The 14,849-nt window shown below is 72.7% G+C and carries 18 protein-coding genes and 1 pseudogene; 12 read left to right on the top strand and 7 right to left on the bottom strand.

The annotated features are described in order from the left end of the window. Positions 1-2 precede the first annotated feature (2 nt). Positions 3-779, top strand: a complete 777-nt coding sequence (locus ABFX51_RS22580) for an LOG family protein (RefSeq protein ID WP_425425853.1) — start codon at positions 3-5, stop codon at positions 777-779. Next, the gene (locus ABFX51_RS22575) at positions 779-1,348 is read left to right on the top strand and encodes an LOG family protein (protein ID WP_346054826.1); all 570 of its coding nucleotides are present in this window, start codon (positions 779-781) and stop codon (positions 1,346-1,348) included. Before ABFX51_RS22580 ends, ABFX51_RS22575 begins: the two co-directional genes overlap by 1 nt. On the opposite strand, the gene ABFX51_RS22570 is transcribed toward ABFX51_RS22575, so the two are convergent. The 3 genes and pseudogenes from ABFX51_RS22570 to ABFX51_RS22560 form a co-directional block, all read right to left on the bottom strand. Further along, complete coding sequence (locus tag ABFX51_RS22570) at positions 1,341-1,616, bottom strand: PIN domain-containing protein (RefSeq protein ID WP_346054825.1); 276 nt, start codon at positions 1,614-1,616, stop codon at positions 1,341-1,343. The genes ABFX51_RS22575 and ABFX51_RS22570 overlap by 8 nt on opposite strands. Positions 1,617-1,655: 39 nt before the next feature. Further along, positions 1,656-1,886, bottom strand: a pseudogene (locus tag ABFX51_RS22565) (type II toxin-antitoxin system Phd/YefM family antitoxin); the annotation flags it as partial. A gap of 16 nt (positions 1,887-1,902) precedes the next feature. Further along, positions 1,903-2,574 carry a lysophospholipid acyltransferase family protein gene (locus tag ABFX51_RS22560; RefSeq protein ID WP_091511747.1) on the bottom strand — a complete coding sequence of 224 codons (672 nt, stop codon included), beginning with the start codon at positions 2,572-2,574 and terminating at the stop codon, positions 1,903-1,905. 98 nt (positions 2,575-2,672) lie between these two features. On the opposite strand from ABFX51_RS22560, the gene ABFX51_RS22555 reads away from it, so the two are divergent. The 3 genes from ABFX51_RS22555 to ABFX51_RS22545 are packed head-to-tail and all read left to right on the top strand — an operon-like array spanning position 2,673 to position 3,993. Continuing rightward, positions 2,673-2,975 carry a DivIVA domain-containing protein gene (locus ABFX51_RS22555; RefSeq protein WP_091511749.1) on the top strand — a complete coding sequence of 101 codons (303 nt, stop codon included), beginning with the start codon at positions 2,673-2,675 and terminating at the stop codon, positions 2,973-2,975. Continuing rightward, the gene (locus ABFX51_RS22550; protein ID WP_091511752.1) at positions 2,975-3,430 is read left to right on the top strand and encodes an SRPBCC family protein; all 456 of its coding nucleotides are present in this window, start codon (positions 2,975-2,977) and stop codon (positions 3,428-3,430) included. The genes ABFX51_RS22555 and ABFX51_RS22550 overlap by 1 nt, the downstream gene beginning before the upstream one ends. Next, positions 3,427-3,993 (top strand): DNA-3-methyladenine glycosylase I, encoded by a 567-nt coding sequence (locus ABFX51_RS22545; protein ID WP_091511754.1) that lies wholly within the window; start codon positions 3,427-3,429, stop codon positions 3,991-3,993. Before ABFX51_RS22550 ends, ABFX51_RS22545 begins: the two co-directional genes overlap by 4 nt. 4 nt (positions 3,994-3,997) lie before the next feature. On the opposite strand, the gene ABFX51_RS22540 is transcribed toward ABFX51_RS22545, so the two are convergent. Then, the gene (locus tag ABFX51_RS22540) at positions 3,998-4,792 is read right to left on the bottom strand and encodes an enoyl-CoA hydratase-related protein (protein ID WP_091511756.1); all 795 of its coding nucleotides are present in this window, start codon (positions 4,790-4,792) and stop codon (positions 3,998-4,000) included. 184 nt (positions 4,793-4,976) lie between these two features. Here ABFX51_RS22540 and ABFX51_RS22535 point away from each other — a divergent pair, with 184 nt between their 5' ends. Continuing rightward, positions 4,977-5,144, top strand: a complete 168-nt coding sequence (locus ABFX51_RS22535) for a DUF3117 domain-containing protein (RefSeq protein ID WP_081617745.1) — start codon at positions 4,977-4,979, stop codon at positions 5,142-5,144. Positions 5,145-5,223: 79 nt separating this feature from the next. Beyond that, positions 5,224-6,591 carry a leucyl aminopeptidase family protein gene (locus tag ABFX51_RS22530; RefSeq protein ID WP_091511759.1) on the top strand — a complete coding sequence of 456 codons (1,368 nt, stop codon included), beginning with the start codon at positions 5,224-5,226 and terminating at the stop codon, positions 6,589-6,591. On the opposite strand, the gene ABFX51_RS22525 is transcribed toward ABFX51_RS22530, so the two are convergent. Next, the gene (locus ABFX51_RS22525) at positions 6,582-7,499 is read right to left on the bottom strand and encodes a LysR family transcriptional regulator (RefSeq protein ID WP_346054824.1); all 918 of its coding nucleotides are present in this window, start codon (positions 7,497-7,499) and stop codon (positions 6,582-6,584) included. The two genes, ABFX51_RS22530 and ABFX51_RS22525, sit on opposite strands and share 10 nt — an antisense overlap. Positions 7,500-7,562: 63 nt before the next feature. Here ABFX51_RS22525 and ABFX51_RS22520 point away from each other — a divergent pair, with 63 nt between their 5' ends. Further along, a complete protein-coding gene (locus ABFX51_RS22520) occupies positions 7,563-8,771 on the top strand; it encodes an MFS transporter (protein WP_346054823.1) in 1,209 nt (402 codons plus the stop codon). 696 nt (positions 8,772-9,467) lie between these two features. Here the strand turns inward: ABFX51_RS22520 and ABFX51_RS22515 are convergent. Further along, positions 9,468-10,256 (bottom strand): helix-turn-helix transcriptional regulator, encoded by a 789-nt coding sequence (locus ABFX51_RS22515; RefSeq protein ID WP_091511766.1) that lies wholly within the window; start codon positions 10,254-10,256, stop codon positions 9,468-9,470. 54 nt (positions 10,257-10,310) lie between these two features. Then, the gene (locus tag ABFX51_RS22510) at positions 10,311-10,943 is read right to left on the bottom strand and encodes an O-methyltransferase (protein WP_091511769.1); all 633 of its coding nucleotides are present in this window, start codon (positions 10,941-10,943) and stop codon (positions 10,311-10,313) included. 177 nt (positions 10,944-11,120) lie between these two features. On the opposite strand from ABFX51_RS22510, the gene sigE reads away from it, so the two are divergent. The 4 genes from sigE (at position 11,121) to tatB (ending at position 14,436) form a co-directional block, all read left to right on the top strand. Continuing rightward, positions 11,121-11,744 (top strand): RNA polymerase sigma factor SigE, encoded by a 624-nt coding sequence (gene sigE / locus ABFX51_RS22505; protein ID WP_091511771.1) that lies wholly within the window; start codon positions 11,121-11,123, stop codon positions 11,742-11,744. Next, a complete protein-coding gene (locus ABFX51_RS22500) occupies positions 11,741-12,400 on the top strand; it encodes a zf-HC2 domain-containing protein (RefSeq protein ID WP_091511774.1) in 660 nt (219 codons plus the stop codon). The genes sigE and ABFX51_RS22500 overlap by 4 nt, the downstream gene beginning before the upstream one ends. Positions 12,401-12,480: 80 nt before the next feature. After that, the gene (locus ABFX51_RS22495) at positions 12,481-13,995 is read left to right on the top strand and encodes a S1C family serine protease (protein WP_091511777.1); all 1,515 of its coding nucleotides are present in this window, start codon (positions 12,481-12,483) and stop codon (positions 13,993-13,995) included. Between the two features lie 42 nt (positions 13,996-14,037). Then, the gene (tatB, locus tag ABFX51_RS22490) at positions 14,038-14,436 is read left to right on the top strand and encodes a Sec-independent protein translocase protein TatB (protein ID WP_091511779.1); all 399 of its coding nucleotides are present in this window, start codon (positions 14,038-14,040) and stop codon (positions 14,434-14,436) included. Positions 14,437-14,849: the final 413 nt, after the last annotated feature.

Here is a 14,849-nt window from a genome sequence, read left to right as displayed (position 1 = left end):
AGGTGACAGTGGACGAAAGCACCGACTACCCGGAGCACCCCCGCGAGAAGCACCGCGGACCGGTCGTGCTGCGGCGGGACAGCCGGCACGAGGACAGCACCACCGACCAGCGGCTGCTCGACGCACGGGGGCCGAGCGACTGGGTGCACACCGACCCGTGGCGGGTGCTGCGCATCCAGGCCGAGTTCGTCGAGGGCTTCGGCGCGCTCGCCGAGGTGCCGCGCGCGGTGACCGTGTTCGGTTCCGCCCGCACCCCGCGCGACCACCCCGAGTACGAGCTGGGCCGCAAGATCGGTGCGGCGCTCGCGCACGCCGGGTTCGCGGCGATCACCGGCGGCGGGCCGGGGTCGATGGAGGCGGTGAACCGCGGTGCCTCCGAGGCGGGCGGGCTGTCCATCGGGCTGGGCATCGAGCTGCCGTTCGAGCAGGGCCTCAACCCGTGGGTGGACCTCGGGGTGAACTTCCGGTACTTCTTCACCCGCAAGACGATGTTCATCAAGTACGCACAGGCCTTCATCTGCCTGCCCGGCGGGTTCGGCACGCTCGACGAGCTGTTCGAGGCGCTGACACTGGTGCAGACCAAGAAGGTCACGAAGTTCCCGGTCGTCCTGTTCGGACGGTCGTACTGGGGCGGGTTGTACGACTGGGTGAAGAGCACCGTGTACGGCGAGGGCAAGATCGGCGAGAAGGACCTCGCGCTGCTGCACGTCACCGACGACATCGACGACGCGGTGCGCGTCGTGCTGGAGTCGTACAAGGCTTGGGAGGACACGCACTAGTGCGCCGGATCTGCGTTTTCTGCGGTTCGTCCACGGGCCGCGACCCGGTGTACGCCGAGCAGGCCGCCGCGCTCGGCAAGCTGCTGGCGGAGCGCGGCATCGGGCTCGTCTACGGCGGGGCGAGCGTGGGCATCATGGGCATCGTCGCCGACGCGGCGCTGGCCGCCGACGGCGAGGTCTTCGGTGTCATCCCGCAGCACCTGAAGCGGGTCGAGATCGCGCACGCGGGCCTGACCGAACTGCACGTGACCGCCGACATGCACGAGCGCAAGGCGAAGATGGCCGAGCTGTCCGACGGCTTCCTCGCGCTGCCCGGTGGTGCGGGCACGCTGGAGGAGCTGGCGGAGATCTGGACGTGGGCGCAGCTCGGCCTGCACGCGAAGCCGCTCGGGCTCGTGGACGTCGCCGGGTACTACCGCCCGCTGCGCGAGTTCGCCGACCACATGGTCGCGGAGGGCTTCCTCCGGCAGGAGCACCGCGACCTGCTGTTCGTCGACTCGGACCCGGCCGCGCTGCTGGACGCCTTCGCGGAGTACGAGGCGCCCGACGTGGCGAAGTGGCTCAGGTAGGGACGGTCCGGACCTCGACACCGGGCCGCTCGTCGAAGCGCGCCGCGACGTCGGTGGTCACCAGGACCCGCCCCGCCGCCCTCGCGATGGCGGCGATCATCAGGTCCAGCGGCCAGCGTTCGTGGCCCGTGCGCCACGTGTGATCGAGCAACTCCGCAGGGACCGTCGCGGTGTGTTCGTCGTAAGGGATCACGGGCATGGCTTCGAGGAGCCGGTCGAGGAAAGCTCGCTGCGCAGCGGCCCGGGCCGGATCCTGGTCCCTGCGCACAGGGGCGAACGGCGCTGATCAGGACACCGGTGTCGAGGCTCAACCGAGCCACGGGTCCCGGTCCAGGGGGCTCGACCGCATCGCGGACTGACGCGACGTTCTCGGCGAATCTGTCGTCGAGGGCGGGCTACCCCGCCACTCAGCCAGGACCTCGTTGACCACAGCGGCATTCGCCCGAGGAGCAGGGGCGATCATCGCGATCCGCTTCCCCTTGCGCCGGACCACGATGGTCTCGCCCCGCTCGACCGCGTCCAGCAGCTCGGAGAAGTGCCGCGAAGCCTCTGCCTCACGCCGCTTCGCCGGGCCGCTTGTGGTAGCGGTCCACGTACTCGAGCTCCGACAGCTCCAGGATCGCGTACATGATCTCGTCCGTCACCGCCCTGCGGATGGCGGGCGAGTTCTCCATGCCCGCGTACCGCGAGAAGTCGAGCGGCTTGCCGAACCGGACGCACACCTTCGCCAGCCGGGGGACCTTCTTGCCGATCGGCAGCATCTTCTCCGTGCCGGTCAGCGCCACGGGCACCACCTTCGCGCCCGTGGTCAGTGCCAGCGCCCCGACGCCGGTGTGCCCGCGGTGCACGCGCCCGTCCAGTGACCGGGTGCCCTCGGGGTAGATGCCGAACGCGCCGCCCGCCTCCAGCACCTTGCGCGCCGCCTCCAGCGCCGCCATCCCGGCCGCCGCGTTGCCGCGCTCGACCGGTACGTAGTTCAGCCCGCGGAGGAAGCCGGCGACCAGCCGCGCCTTGGGACTTCTGCCGGTGAAGTACTCGGCCTTCCCGAGGAACGACACCGGGCGCGGCGCGACGATCGGGATGACGAACGTGTCCACCGCCGCCCGGTGGTTCGACGCCAGGATCACGGGCCCCGTCAGCGGGACGTTCTCCGCTCCGTGGACCTCGGGCCGGTACACCAGCCGGGCCAGCGGTGCCAGCACCAGCCGGATCAACAGCTGCAACAAGACTCCTCCAGACCTCTACCTCCCCAGGATGACATCCCGGCGGCCCCGATTCCCAGTCGCTCCGGACACCGCGGCCGCCGGTGTGCCACGATCGACCCGTGACGACCGCGCTCATCTACCTCGTTGTCATGCTGCTCGTCGCCGCGGTGGTGTTCCTGCTGGCCGCCGTGGTGTTCGGGCGCGGCGAGGAGCTGGCCCCCCTGCCGCCGGGCAGCTCACCCACCCGGCTGCCGGTCCGCGACATCACCGGCGAGGACGTGCGGGCGGTGAAGTTCCAGCTGGTCCTGCGCGGGTACAAGATGTCCGAAGTGGACTGGGTGGTGCGCAGGCTCGGCGCCGAGATCGACACGCTGCGTGACCGGATCGCCGAGCTGGAAGCGCAGCGCGCGGGACAGTCCTGATGTCCGACCTCGTCTTCTCCGTCGACGTCGCCGCCCCCGCAGGGACCACCTGGCTCGCGCTCACCGACTGGACGCGGCAGGGCGAGTGGATGCTCGGCACCGACGTGCGCGTCGTGTCGGGTGACGGGCGCAGCGTCGGGTCGCGGCTCGCCGCGTTCACCGGCGTCAAGGGGATCGGCTTCACCGACCTGATGGAGATCACCACGTGGGAACCGCCGCTGCGGTGCACCGTGCGGCACCTCGGTTCGGTCGTCCGCGGCAGCGGGGCCTTCCACGTGCAGCCGCGCGGGCCGCAGTCCTCCACGTGCGTCTGGACCGAGAGCCTCGACATCCCCTTCGGGCTGCTCGGCAGGCTCGGCTGGCCGGTCGTGCGGCCGGCGTTCGGGATCGGGGTGCACCGCTCGCTGAAGCGGTTCGCCGAGTTCGCCGCCGACTACACGATGGGGGTGCCGTGACCGCCGCACCGGGTGAGGACGGCGTGTTCCGGTGTCCGTGGGGCAACAGCGCCCCCGAATACGTCGTCTACCACGACACCGAATGGGGGGTGGAGCTGCACGGCGACGACGCCCTGTACGAGCGGCTCTGCCTCGAAGCGTTCCAGTCCGGGCTGTCCTGGATCACCGTGCTGCGCAAGCGCGAGGCGTTCCGCCGGGCCTTCGAGGGGTTCGTGCCCGAGAAGGTGGCCGCGTTCGGTGAGGACGACGTCGCGCGCCTGCTCGCCGACCCCGGGATCATCCGGAACCGGGCGAAGATCCAGGCGGCGATCACCAACGCCCGTGCCGTCGCCGGGCTGGACCGGCCGCTCGACGAGCTGCTGTGGTCCTTCGCCCCGGCCGGGCCCCGGCAGCGCCCGGAAACCATGGCCGACGTCCCGGCGATCACGCCGGAGTCGACGGCCATGGCCCGTGAGCTGAAGAAACGCGGCTTCGCGTTCGTCGGCCCCACCACCTGCTACGCGCTGATGCAGGCCACGGGCATGGTCGACGACCACCTCACCGGCTGCTTCCGCGCCGCCTGACCCGTCACTTGCCCTGGAAGACGGGCTTGCGCTTGGCGACGAACGCCTCGACCGCCTCGCGGTGGTCGGCCGTGGCGCCGAGCGCGGTCTGCGCGGCGTCCTCGGCGGCGAGCGCCTCCTCCAGCGTGCTCTCCGCGGCGGTGGTCAGCACCTCCTTGATCTTGGCGTAGCTGACCGTCGGCCCGGCGGCGAGTTTCGCCGCGACGGCGTGCGCCCGATCCGCCAGCTCCTCGTCCGGCACCACCTCGCCGACCAGTCCCAGCCGCAACGCCTCGTCCGCCTCGACGGTCCGCGCGAGCAGCATCAGCTCGGCCGCGCGGCCGTAGCCGACGAGCCGCTGCAACGTCCACGACGCACCCGAGTCGGGGCCGAGCCCGACGTTCGCGAACGCCATCAGGAAGTTGGCCGAGCTTGCCGCGATCCGCAGGTCGGAGGCGTAGGCGAAGGCCGCGCCCGCCCCCGCGGCCGGCCCGTTGACGGCCGCGACGACCGGCTTCGGCATGTCCACGATGGCGCGGACGATGGGGTTGTAGTGCTCGGCGACGGTGCGCAGCGGCGCGTCGTCGCCCGACTGCAGCAGGCCCACGTGCTCCTTCAGGTCCTGCCCAGCGCAGAACGCCTTCCCGGCGCCGGTGAGCACGACTGCGCGCACCTCCGGCGCGGCCGCGGCCTCGCGCAGCGCCGTGAGCAGGCGCTCCTTGAGCTCGACGGTGAGCGAGTTGTAGGCCTTCGGCCGGTTGAGCGTCAGGGTGCGCACACCGTCGGCGTCGGCGGTCAGCAGCACTTCTTCGGTCGTCACGGGTCTCCTCCTGGCAGCAAAGCCTGTTCGCGCGGCACGGAGGCCGCATACCAGCACCTATGCAAACACGAAAAGATCGGTCCGCGTTCGCACGCCCGCGTTGATGAGGGAGAATGACACCGACACCCGGTTGGCTCAGACAAGCGCGACCCGGGCGCGCCGGTTGAGACGGAGGGAGCACGCTATGGCGGCCATGAAGCCCCGGACCGGAGATGGTCCCCTCGAGGTGACTAAGGAGGGGCGGGGCCTCGTGATGCGCGTGCCGCTGGAGGGCGGCGGGCGACTCGTCGTCGAACTGTCGGCCGAGGAGGCCAAGGACCTGGGCGTCGCCCTGCAGGAAGCCACCAGCTAGTACCCGTCTCACCTCCTCCTCTTCCCCGCCGGCTGACGAGTGGTCAGCCGGTCTTTCGCCGTCCCCTCCGGAGGCCTTCTTGCCGCGCTTTCCCCTGCCGCCCGTGCCCAGTCCCCTGATCGACGTCGAGCTCTCCGGGTCGCCGCGCCGAGGCGTGCCGACCGCGGTCGTCGACACCGGCAAGGCCGGGGACGTGCGTGACGCCGACGGCGAGTTCCGCTGGCTCGTCGGCGTGGGGGAGGGCTCGGCGAAGGACTGGCGCACGGCCGGCGCCGCGCTGGTGCGCGCGGCGCGGGCCGACGGCGAGAAGCCGGCCCGGGACGTGCAGGTCCAGCTGGCGCCGGACGCGCGCGTGCCCGAGTTCGTGCTCGGCGCGCTGCTGGGGGGTTACCAGTTCAAGGTCAGCGCGGACACGCGCCCCGGCCTGCGGACGCTGCGGTTGATCACGGCTTCGGCTGACCAGGATGCCGTCGCCCGTGTCCGCGAGCTGGCCGCCGCGACGGCGCTCGCCCGCGACCTGGCGAACACCCCGTCCAACATCAAGAACCCGGCCTGGCTCGCCGAGACGGCCGAGCGGGTCGTGACCGGCGCCCCCGGCGTGCGGGCGACGATCCGTGACGAGGCCTGGCTCGCCGAGCAGGGCTTCGGCGGGGTGCTCGCCGTCGGCGGCGGCTCCGCCAGCCCGCCCCGGCTCATCGAGCTGACCTACCGGCCGCGCGGCGCTGCGAAGCACCTGCTGTTCGTCGGCAAGGGCATCACGTTCGACACTGGCGGCCTGTCCATCAAGCCCGCCGAGGGCATGCACCTCATGCGCACCGACATGGCGGGCGGGGCCGCGGTGATCGCCGCGCTGCGGGCGATCGCCACCCTGCGGCTCGACGTGCGCGTGACCGCGCTCGTGCCCGCGGCGGAGAACCACGTGTCCGGCGGCTCCTACCGGCCGGGCGACGTCGTCCGCCACTACGGCGGGAAGACCACCGAGGTCGGCAACACCGACGCCGAAGGCCGCATGGTCCTCGCGGACGCCCTCGTCTACGGCATCCGCCGGTTCCGCCCGGACGCCGTCGTCGACGTGGCGACGCTGACCGGCGCCATGAAGGTCGCGCTCGGCGTGCGCACCGGCGGTCTGTTCGCCACGGACGACGAGCTCGCGAAGCGGCTCGCGGAGGCCGGGGAGCGCACGGGCGAGGCGTTCTGGCGGATGCCGCTGCTCGAAGCGCACGCCGAAGCCGTCCGCGGCGAGCTCGGCGACGTCAAGCAGGCTCCCGGCGGTCCCGGTGGCATCACGGCCGCGTTGTTCCTGCGGGAGTTCGTCGACGGCGTGCCGTGGGCGCACCTCGACATCGCGGGGCCGGCCCGTGCCGACAAGACGTACGCCGAGGTGGTGCCGGGTGCGACCGGGTTCGCCGCCCGCACGCTGGTGGAGCTGGCCGCCTCCTACGCCTGAGCCCGCACGTGGTCCCGGAACAGCCGGACCGCGGGCGTGAAGCGCTCCGCCGCGGGCCACGTCAGGCAGATGGTGCGGCTGACCTTCGGCGAAAGCGGGATCTCGACGACCCCGGCCGGCGGTTCGAGGCCGAACCGCGGTAGCAGCGCGACACCCAGCCCGGCCGCGACGAGGCCGCGCACGGTGTCGGACTCCTGCCCCTCGAACGCGATCCTCGGCTCGAACCCCGCTTCGGCACACAGGGCGTCGGTGATCTGCCGGAGCCCGTAGCCGTGTTCGAGGGTCACGAACTGCTCCTCGGCGAGCTCGCCGAACCGGATGCGTGAACGCCCGGCGAGGCGGTGTCCCTCGGGAACGGACAGCAGCAGGTCCTGCTCGGCGAGCGCGACCGAGGCCAGTGCGGGGTCGTCCGGGACCGGGGCGACGAGCGCGAGGTCGAGCTCGCCCGCGGCGAGCCGGTCGAGGATGTGCTGGCGTGAGCCCTGCACGAGCGTGAACCGGACGTTCGGGTAGCGCTCGCGGAAGCCCCGCACGAACTTCGGCACCAGCGAGCGGCCGAGCAGGTGCAGGAAGCCGAGCACGACGTGCCCGCGGTCCGGCTCGACCTCTTCCCGCGCCTGCCGCGCCCCGGCCTCGACGGTCGCGAGCGCGCGGGCGGCGGTGTCCGCGAGGATCGTGCCCGCCCTGGTCAGGCGGATGCCGCGGCCGACGGGTTCGGTGATCGGCGCGCCGAGAGCGTCGGCGAGTGCGGCGAGGCGGCGGCTCACCGTGGGCTGGGGGATGCCGAGCAGGTCGGCCGCGCGCGTGATGTTGCCCGTTTCACGCAGGGCCGACAGCAGGGCCAGGTGCGGGGCCAGCGCGGTGACGAGCCGCTGGTCAGCGGACGGTGACGCGAATTCATTCGGCACGGTATCGATACTGCCACTTGAACGTATTAGACGTATTGATTAGGAGTGCTTAGCGTCGACGGGGTGACCGCTGCTGACCTCGCCGTTTCCGCCCCTGCCGAGACCCGGCGCGTCAAGACGGCCGTCGCCGCCGCCGGGATCTCGTCCTTCGCACTGCTGTACGCGCCGCAACCCGTGTTGCCACAGCTCGCCGCGCAGTACCACCTGGACCCGGGTTCGGCGTCGCTCGCGGTCAGCGTCGCGACGGGGGCGCTGGCGCTCTCGGTGCTGCCGATCGCGGCGTTGTCGGAGATCGTGGGGCGGCGGCCGGTGATCCTGACCTCGGTGATCGCGTCGGCGGTGCTCGGCCTGCTGCTGCCGCTCGCGCCGTCGTACGGGGTGCTGCTGGTGCTGCGGGCGCTGCAGGGGATCGCGATCGCGGGGTTCCCGGGCGTCGCCGCGGCCTACCTCGTCGAGCAGCTGGGGAAGAAGGGCGTGGCGGCGGCCGTCGGCGCGATGATCGCGGGCAACACCGTGGGCGGCATGCTCGGCAGGCTCGCGGCGGGCTTCAGCGCGGAGGCGTTCGGGTACCACGGGGCGCTCACGGTGGTCGGCGGGCTGGGGCTGGTGTTCACGGTGCTGACGGTGCTTTCGCTGCCGCCGGCCACGCGGGCGCGTTCGCGGTCTTCATTGGGGCGGCCTTTGCGCGGGGTGCTCGCGGGGGTCGCGGCGGCGCTGGGGAAGCCGATCCTGCTGGCGCAGTACGCGGTGGCGTTGCTGGCGATGGGCTCGTTCGTGGCGTTGTACAACGCGGCGGGGTTCCGGCTGACGGGTGCGCCGCTGGACCTGTCGCCCGCGATCGCGTCGCTGGTGTTCCTGGCTTACGCGATGGGATCCGTGTCGTCGGCGACGGTGGGCAGGCTGGTCGGGCGGTTCGGGCGGGTGCGTTCGGCGGTGGGGGCGCTGCTCGTCACGGCGGCCGGGGTGCTGCTCACGTTGCCGGATTCGCTGGTGGTCGTGGTGCTGGGGTTCGTGGTGCTGACGGGCGGTTTCTTCGCGGCACACGCCGTGGCGAACAGCTGGGCCGCGGCGGAGGCGCCGGAGGGCGCGAGGGGCCAGGCGTCGGGGACGTACACGCTGTCGTACTACCTGGGCAGCAGCGTGGGCGGCACGGTGGGCAGCGTGATCTACGCGAAGGCCGGCTGGCCGTGGCTGGTCGCCGCGACGGTCTGCTGGCTGCTGCTCGCGGTGGCGACGGTGGCGGTGACGGCGCGGCGGGGTGCGGCGATGTGAGTTGTGGCGGCGGTCGGCCGCGGGGTGGTTGGCCGCCGCGGGTGGCGGCTGGAGGCGGCGCGTTGTGGCGATGGCCGTCGGTGGCGGCCGGGGGTGGCGGTCGAGGGTTGGACGTCGGCGCGGGGCGCCGGGCGGCGGGCGAGGGTTGGAGGTTGGCGCGGGGCGGCGGTGCGGGCCGCGGGGCGGGCGGAGGGGGCGTTGTGGCGGTTGGCCGCCAGGTGGCCGGTGGCGGCCGAGGGTTGGAGGTTGCGCGGGGCGGCTGGGCGCGGAGCGCTGCAGGGTGGGTGAGCAGCGGCGGCGGTCGGCGTTAGGCGGGGGCGGGCGCTGGCGGGGCAGCCCCCGCGGCGGGAACCGCGGAGCGGAGGCCGCCGGTAGGCGCGGCCGGGCGCTGGGCCGGGCGGAGGGGCGAGGCGGGGCCGGGTGAGGGGCGAGGCGGGGCTGGGCGGCAGGTGTGCGGCGGGACGCTGCCCGCCGTGCTGCGGGAGGCGATGCGGTGGGAGCCGGTGAGGGGCGCGGCTGAGCGCGGCCGTTCTCCGGGCGCGCCGGAGGTCCGAACGTCGCGGTGAATCGCGGTGGGGCGCGCAGCGGGCGCGGCCCGTGCGAAGCGCTGACGCCGCTGCCCGCCGGTCCCCGGAGGCAGCCACGGTCCCCGGGGCAGCCGTTCCCGAAGGCAGGCCACCCCGGGCCGTCCCGTCGTCAGCTGCCTGTCGGGAGGAGCACCGGGCGTGGTGCGTTCCGGGGCGAGGCCAGCGGCGGGAGGGCGACGAGCACCGGCGCGTCCCACTCCGGGGCCACGTCCAGCCACACCTCGCGGTGGTGCACCGGGCGGCACGGCGTGACGTGCACCGGCTCCCGCGCCGCCCCCGAGATGCCTCGGCGGGGGACCAGCTGCGCGACCGGGCCGTCACGCGCGGGCAGCGCCGAAGCGAGCAGCCAGTAGGCCCCAGGCGGCACGTCGACCAGCAGGAAATCGCCCGTTTCGCCCAGGAGTGTGCCGCACACCGGGAAACCCCGTGCGGTCCGCTTGTGGAACAGCCCGACGTAGACCGACGCCGTGCCGACCGCCGCCTGCGCGGCCGCGCTCAGCCGCACCGTGCCGGTGACCGTGCCGCCACCTCGAGCGGTTCCGGGGACGATCAACGGCTGTGGCGGATCGTCCACCAGGACGTCCGGCAGCTGCCGGAACCGCGCCGGCGACTGCCCGACCGCCGCCGTGAAGCGCGTCGTGAACGTGCCCACCGACGAGAAACCCACCTCGTGGCAGATGTCGACCACGCGCTCGTCCGTGGCCAGCAACAACTGCTTCGCCCGCTGGAACCGGTGCGCCGCCAGGAACTGCCCCGGCGGCTGCCCGTGCGCCCGCTCGAAGGCCCGCGCCAGGTGGAACGGGCTGTAGCTGACGTGGTCGGCCACGTCACCCAGCGTGACCGCCTCCGTGCACCGCCCGGCGAGGAACCGGGCCGCCTCGACCACCGCTTCCCGCACCGCACCTCCTCCTTCCCGTGACGTGCGCCACGGTAGCCGAGGGGTACGACAAAATCAGGCGCGCACGGCCGCGACCAGCAGCCCGGCACCGACGGGCAGCAACGCGGGCACGAGCCGCTCGTCCTCGCGCAAGGCCCTGGCGAGCTCGCGGGCCGCCAGCACACCCGGATCACGGCGGGCCGGGTCCGCCCGCGGCGCCAGCACCCCGTGGAACGCGATGACCCCGCCCGGCCGCAGCAGGTGCACGCCGTGCTCGTAGTAGCTCGGGTACTCCGCCCTCGCCGCGTCGACGAACACCAGGTCGTACCCGCCGCTGGTGAGCCTGGGCAGCACGTCGAGCGCGCGCCCCATGATCAGCCGCGTGCGCCCCGGCGGGAACCCGGCCTCAGCGAACGTCTTCCGCGCGACCCGGTGGTACTCCGGTTCAAGGTCGATGGACGTCAGCACACCCTCCGGCGCCATGCCCCGCAGCAGGTACAGCCCGCTGATCCCCGTGCCGGTGCCGATCTCGACCACCGCGCGCGCCCGCAGGCTCGCCGCCAGGAAGCACAGTGTGGCGCCGGCCGCGGCGTCGAGCGCGCCGCAGCCCAGGTCCTCCGCGCGCAGGCGGGCGGTCAGCAGGACGTCGTCGTCGGGCAGGTAGCTCGCGGCGAAGTCGGTGACGCCGGCGTGCGTCTCGGAGGTCACGCGGGAAAGGTTAGCGCTGGTCGTCGCCAAATTCGTGCAAGACGTGCACACTTCTCTCAGGTGCCTCTCAGTCGGATCTCACTAGACGCATAAGGAGACCCGGCAAGCTCGGGTCTAACAGTTGGGAACACGGCGTGGCCGGACCACGTTGGACCGAGCAGTAGGGAGAACTGCCTGATGGAGGTGCCTTCCCCGCCGATGCAGAAGAGCCCGATGAACGAGCAGCTCGCGACCGAGGGGCGGCCGGTGACGGTCGACGAGGCCGCGTGGACGCCGCCGTCCTGGGACGAGGTGGTGCGGGAACACGCCGACCGGGTCTACCGGCTCGCGTACCGCCTGACCGGCAACACCCACGACGCCGAGGACCTCACCCAGGAGACCTTCATCCGGGTCTTCCGGTCACTGGCCTCCTACAAGCCAGGCACCTTCGAGGGCTGGCTGCACCGCATCACCACGAACCTCTTCCTCGACATGGCGCGCCGCCGCTCGCGGGTGCGCATGGAGGGGCTGCCCGAGGACACCGACCGGATCGTCGGCGACGACCCGAGCCCGGAGCAGGTCTACAGCGACTCGCACCTCGACCCGGACCTGCAGGCCGCGCTCGACGAGCTGCCGCCGGAGTTCCGCGCCGCGGTGGTGCTGTGCGACGTCGAAGGACTGTCCTACGAGGAGATCGGCGCCACGCTCGGCGTTAAGCTGGGCACGGTGCGCAGCCGCATCCACCGCGGCAGGCAGGCGCTGCGCGCCTCGCTCGAACGGCGGCGTGCGCTGAAGGAGGATTCCGTGGAGGCTTCCGCATGACCGATCTGCGAGGCCGGGGTCTGCTTCCCGAGTCGCATCTGCTTCCCGACGCGGTCGTCGCCTTCGTCGACGGTGAGCTGTCGCTGGGTGCACGGGACCGCGCCGCTTCGCACATCGCCGGGTGCCCGTGCTGCGCCGCGGAGGTGGCGGCGCAACGGCAGGCCCGCGCCGCGGTGAAACGCGCCGGGGCCCCCAGCATGTCGGCCGGTTTCCTGGCGAGCCTGCGGGCGATCCCGGAGCACACCGACCTGCCGACGTCACCGGACAACCTCGCGGTCAGCGAGGACGGGCAGCTGGTCGCGATCCAGCGGCCCGACCGCGTCGCCGGGCTGCGGCACATGCCGTCCGTGCTCGGTTCGTCCCAGCCGCTCGGTTCGAGCACGGCGCTGGGCCACGGTTCCGCGGTGCTCAACTCGCACCGGTCCAGCTCCGTCCGCAAGCGCGCCGCGCAGGGCGCCGGCGTCGTCGTGTCGGGCATCGTGCTGAGCGCGCTCGCGATCGTCGCGACCTCCGGTGGCGGCAGCGAGCCGGTCACGCCGCAGCCGGCGGGCACGCCGGGCGTGCTGCGGGCCCAGTTCGGCGGCCAGCCGCCGGCGCCGACCAGCACCACCACGACCACGCCGAGCACGACCACCCCGGTCGCGCCGGGGCGCTGACGCTCGTTTCACCGTACTGGCGAGACCATGTGGCGTAGGGTTCCGCCGAGCCCGCGAAGTCCGTCCAGCCCCGGGGAACGATGAGTCAGCCCACCATGCCAGAGGAGAACCCCGGCGAGTCCAGGCTCGCCCCGAAACCCCTGGACCGTCCCCCGGTCGACCCCGAGCAGGCCGCCGCGTTCGGCAGGCCGCGGGGGGTGGACGGCGCTTTCGACAAGCTCTACGTGCCGAACGGGCGCAGCTCCGCGCCGATCATCACCAAACCGCCCGCGCCCGAGTCGCTCGCCGAGGCGTTCGGACGGCCGCCCGGTGCCGAGGACGTGCTGCTGCAGCGACCGGCGACCGGGACGGGCAGCCCGAACGAGGGGGCCGAGCCGCCGCTGTGGGCCGAGAAGGCGGACCCGTGGCGCGATCCCGGTGCCCCCGCCGTGCTCGGCGGCCCGGCGCTGGAAGCCGAGGACGAGAAGAACGGTGAGGAACGGCCGCGGGGTGCGCTGCTCTCCCTGCCCGAGGTGCTGTTCGGCCGCCGGGTCAAGCCCGTCGCGCTGGGCCTGCTCGGCGTCATCTGCCTGCTGATCGGCGCGGTGGGCGGCGTCGTCGGCTGGGGCATCGCGCGCACCGGCAACTCCCTCACCGGCACCGCCACGATCTCCGAGGCGGAGGCGGGCAAGGAGCGGGCGCCCGGGTCCATCGCCGACATCGCGGCCCGCGTGTCGCCCGCGGTGATCTCCATCGAGGTCAAGTCGGGGGACACGGGCAGCGTCGGCTCGGGCGTGATGATCGACCCGCAGGGCTACGCCATCACCAACAACCACGTCATCTCGCTGGCCACCAGCGACCCGCAGGCCAAGATCACCGCCGTGTTCACCGACGGCACCCGCACCGAGGCCAAGGTCGTGGGCACCGACCCGAAGACCGACCTCGCGGTGATCAAGGTGGCGGTGCGCAACCCCGTGGTGATCCAGATCGGCAAGTCGGCCGACCTGGAGCCGGGTGACTCCGTGATCGCCGTCGGCTCCCCGCTCGGCCTGCAGAACACCGTGACCGCGGGCATCGTCAGCGCGCTGCACCGGCCCATCACGGCGCAGGGCGAGAACGGCGAACCGCCGGTCACCTACGACGCCATCCAGACCGACGCGCCCATCAACCGCGGCAACTCCGGCGGGGCGCTCGTCGACTCCACGGGCGCGCTGGTCGGCATCAACTCGTCGATCCGCACCGACAGCGGCGAGGCCGGGCAGGGCGGCAGCATCGGCATCGGGTTCGCCATCCCCGCCGACGACGCGATGAAGATCGCGAAGGTGCTCATCAGCAACGGTCAGGTCAAGCACGCCGACATCGGCGTCAACGCGGCCTCGGTCTCGGCGGACACGTCGGAGGGCGCGCAGGTGCTCAACGTCGCGGACGGCGGGCCCGCCGCGCGGGCCGGTATCGCCGAGGGCGACGTGATCACGAAGGTCGGCGACCGGCTCGTGCGCAATGCCGCCGAACTCACGGTCGCCGTGCGTGCGCACAACGCGGGCGAGGTCGTCCCCGTTCAGGTGGTCCGGCAGGGGAGACCTCTTGTCGTCGACGTAACCCTGGGTTCCGATTAGCGGGGTACGCTGAGCCCGCAAGGGTCACGAGGAGGTTCGCTGATGTTCGAAAGTGTGGGCTGGGGCGAGATTCTCGTGCTCATCGTGGCCGGGCTGTTCATCCTGGGCCCCGAACGGCTGCCGGAGGCGGCCTCGTGGCTGGCGAAGGGTGTGCGGAAGGTGCGCGAGTTCGCCACCGGCGCGCGGCAGCAGCTGCGGGACGAGATGGGCCCCGAGTTCGAGGAGTTCCGCAAGCCGCTGGAGGACCTGCGGCAGCTGCGCAACTTCGACCCGCGCCGCGCGATCACGAACCACCTCTTCGACGGCGACCCCGATCCGCTGGGGTTGAACGGGATGAGCGGCGGGAGCACGAAGCCGAACGGGTATCCGGCGGTTTCGGGTAAGGCCGAGGAGTCGTTGAAGCCGGGGGAGAAGCCTCCGGTGGATCCGGATGCTACTTGATCTTTGGTTTCGTTTAGGGATGTTTGACGGGTTGGTGGGCGGTGCCGGTCGCCGTGCGGGCTGCCGGTTTACCGCCCTTCGTGCCCGATCGTCTTACGCCCGGGCGGCCGAGTAAAGGGCGCCTTCGGCGTCGCTGCGCGATGGCTTCGCCTCACCCTTGACTCGGCCGCCCGGGCGCAAAGCGGGCTGGGGACGAAGGGCCCGGGGGGCCTAACGGCGTTGCCGTTGGCCGCTGGCGCGGCCTCGGCATACAGGTGGGCGGGTGGCGCCATTGGCCGCTGGCGCGGCCCCGGCATACAGGTGGGCGGGTGGCGCCATTGGCCGCCCTGGCGGGCGGCCTCGGCAATCTGGCGGCTAAGAGCGTGTCTCACTTGGATCTTGAGGGAGGTGTGGGCAAGATCGTGGCGTGATGG

The sequence above is a fragment of the Amycolatopsis dongchuanensis genome, assembly GCF_039542405.1.
GTDB classification, from domain to species: Bacteria; Actinomycetota; Actinomycetes; order Mycobacteriales; family Pseudonocardiaceae; genus Amycolatopsis_E; species Amycolatopsis_E sacchari.
Note: the sequence above shows the minus strand (reverse complement) of the source record. Positions and strands in the feature narration are given on the sequence as shown.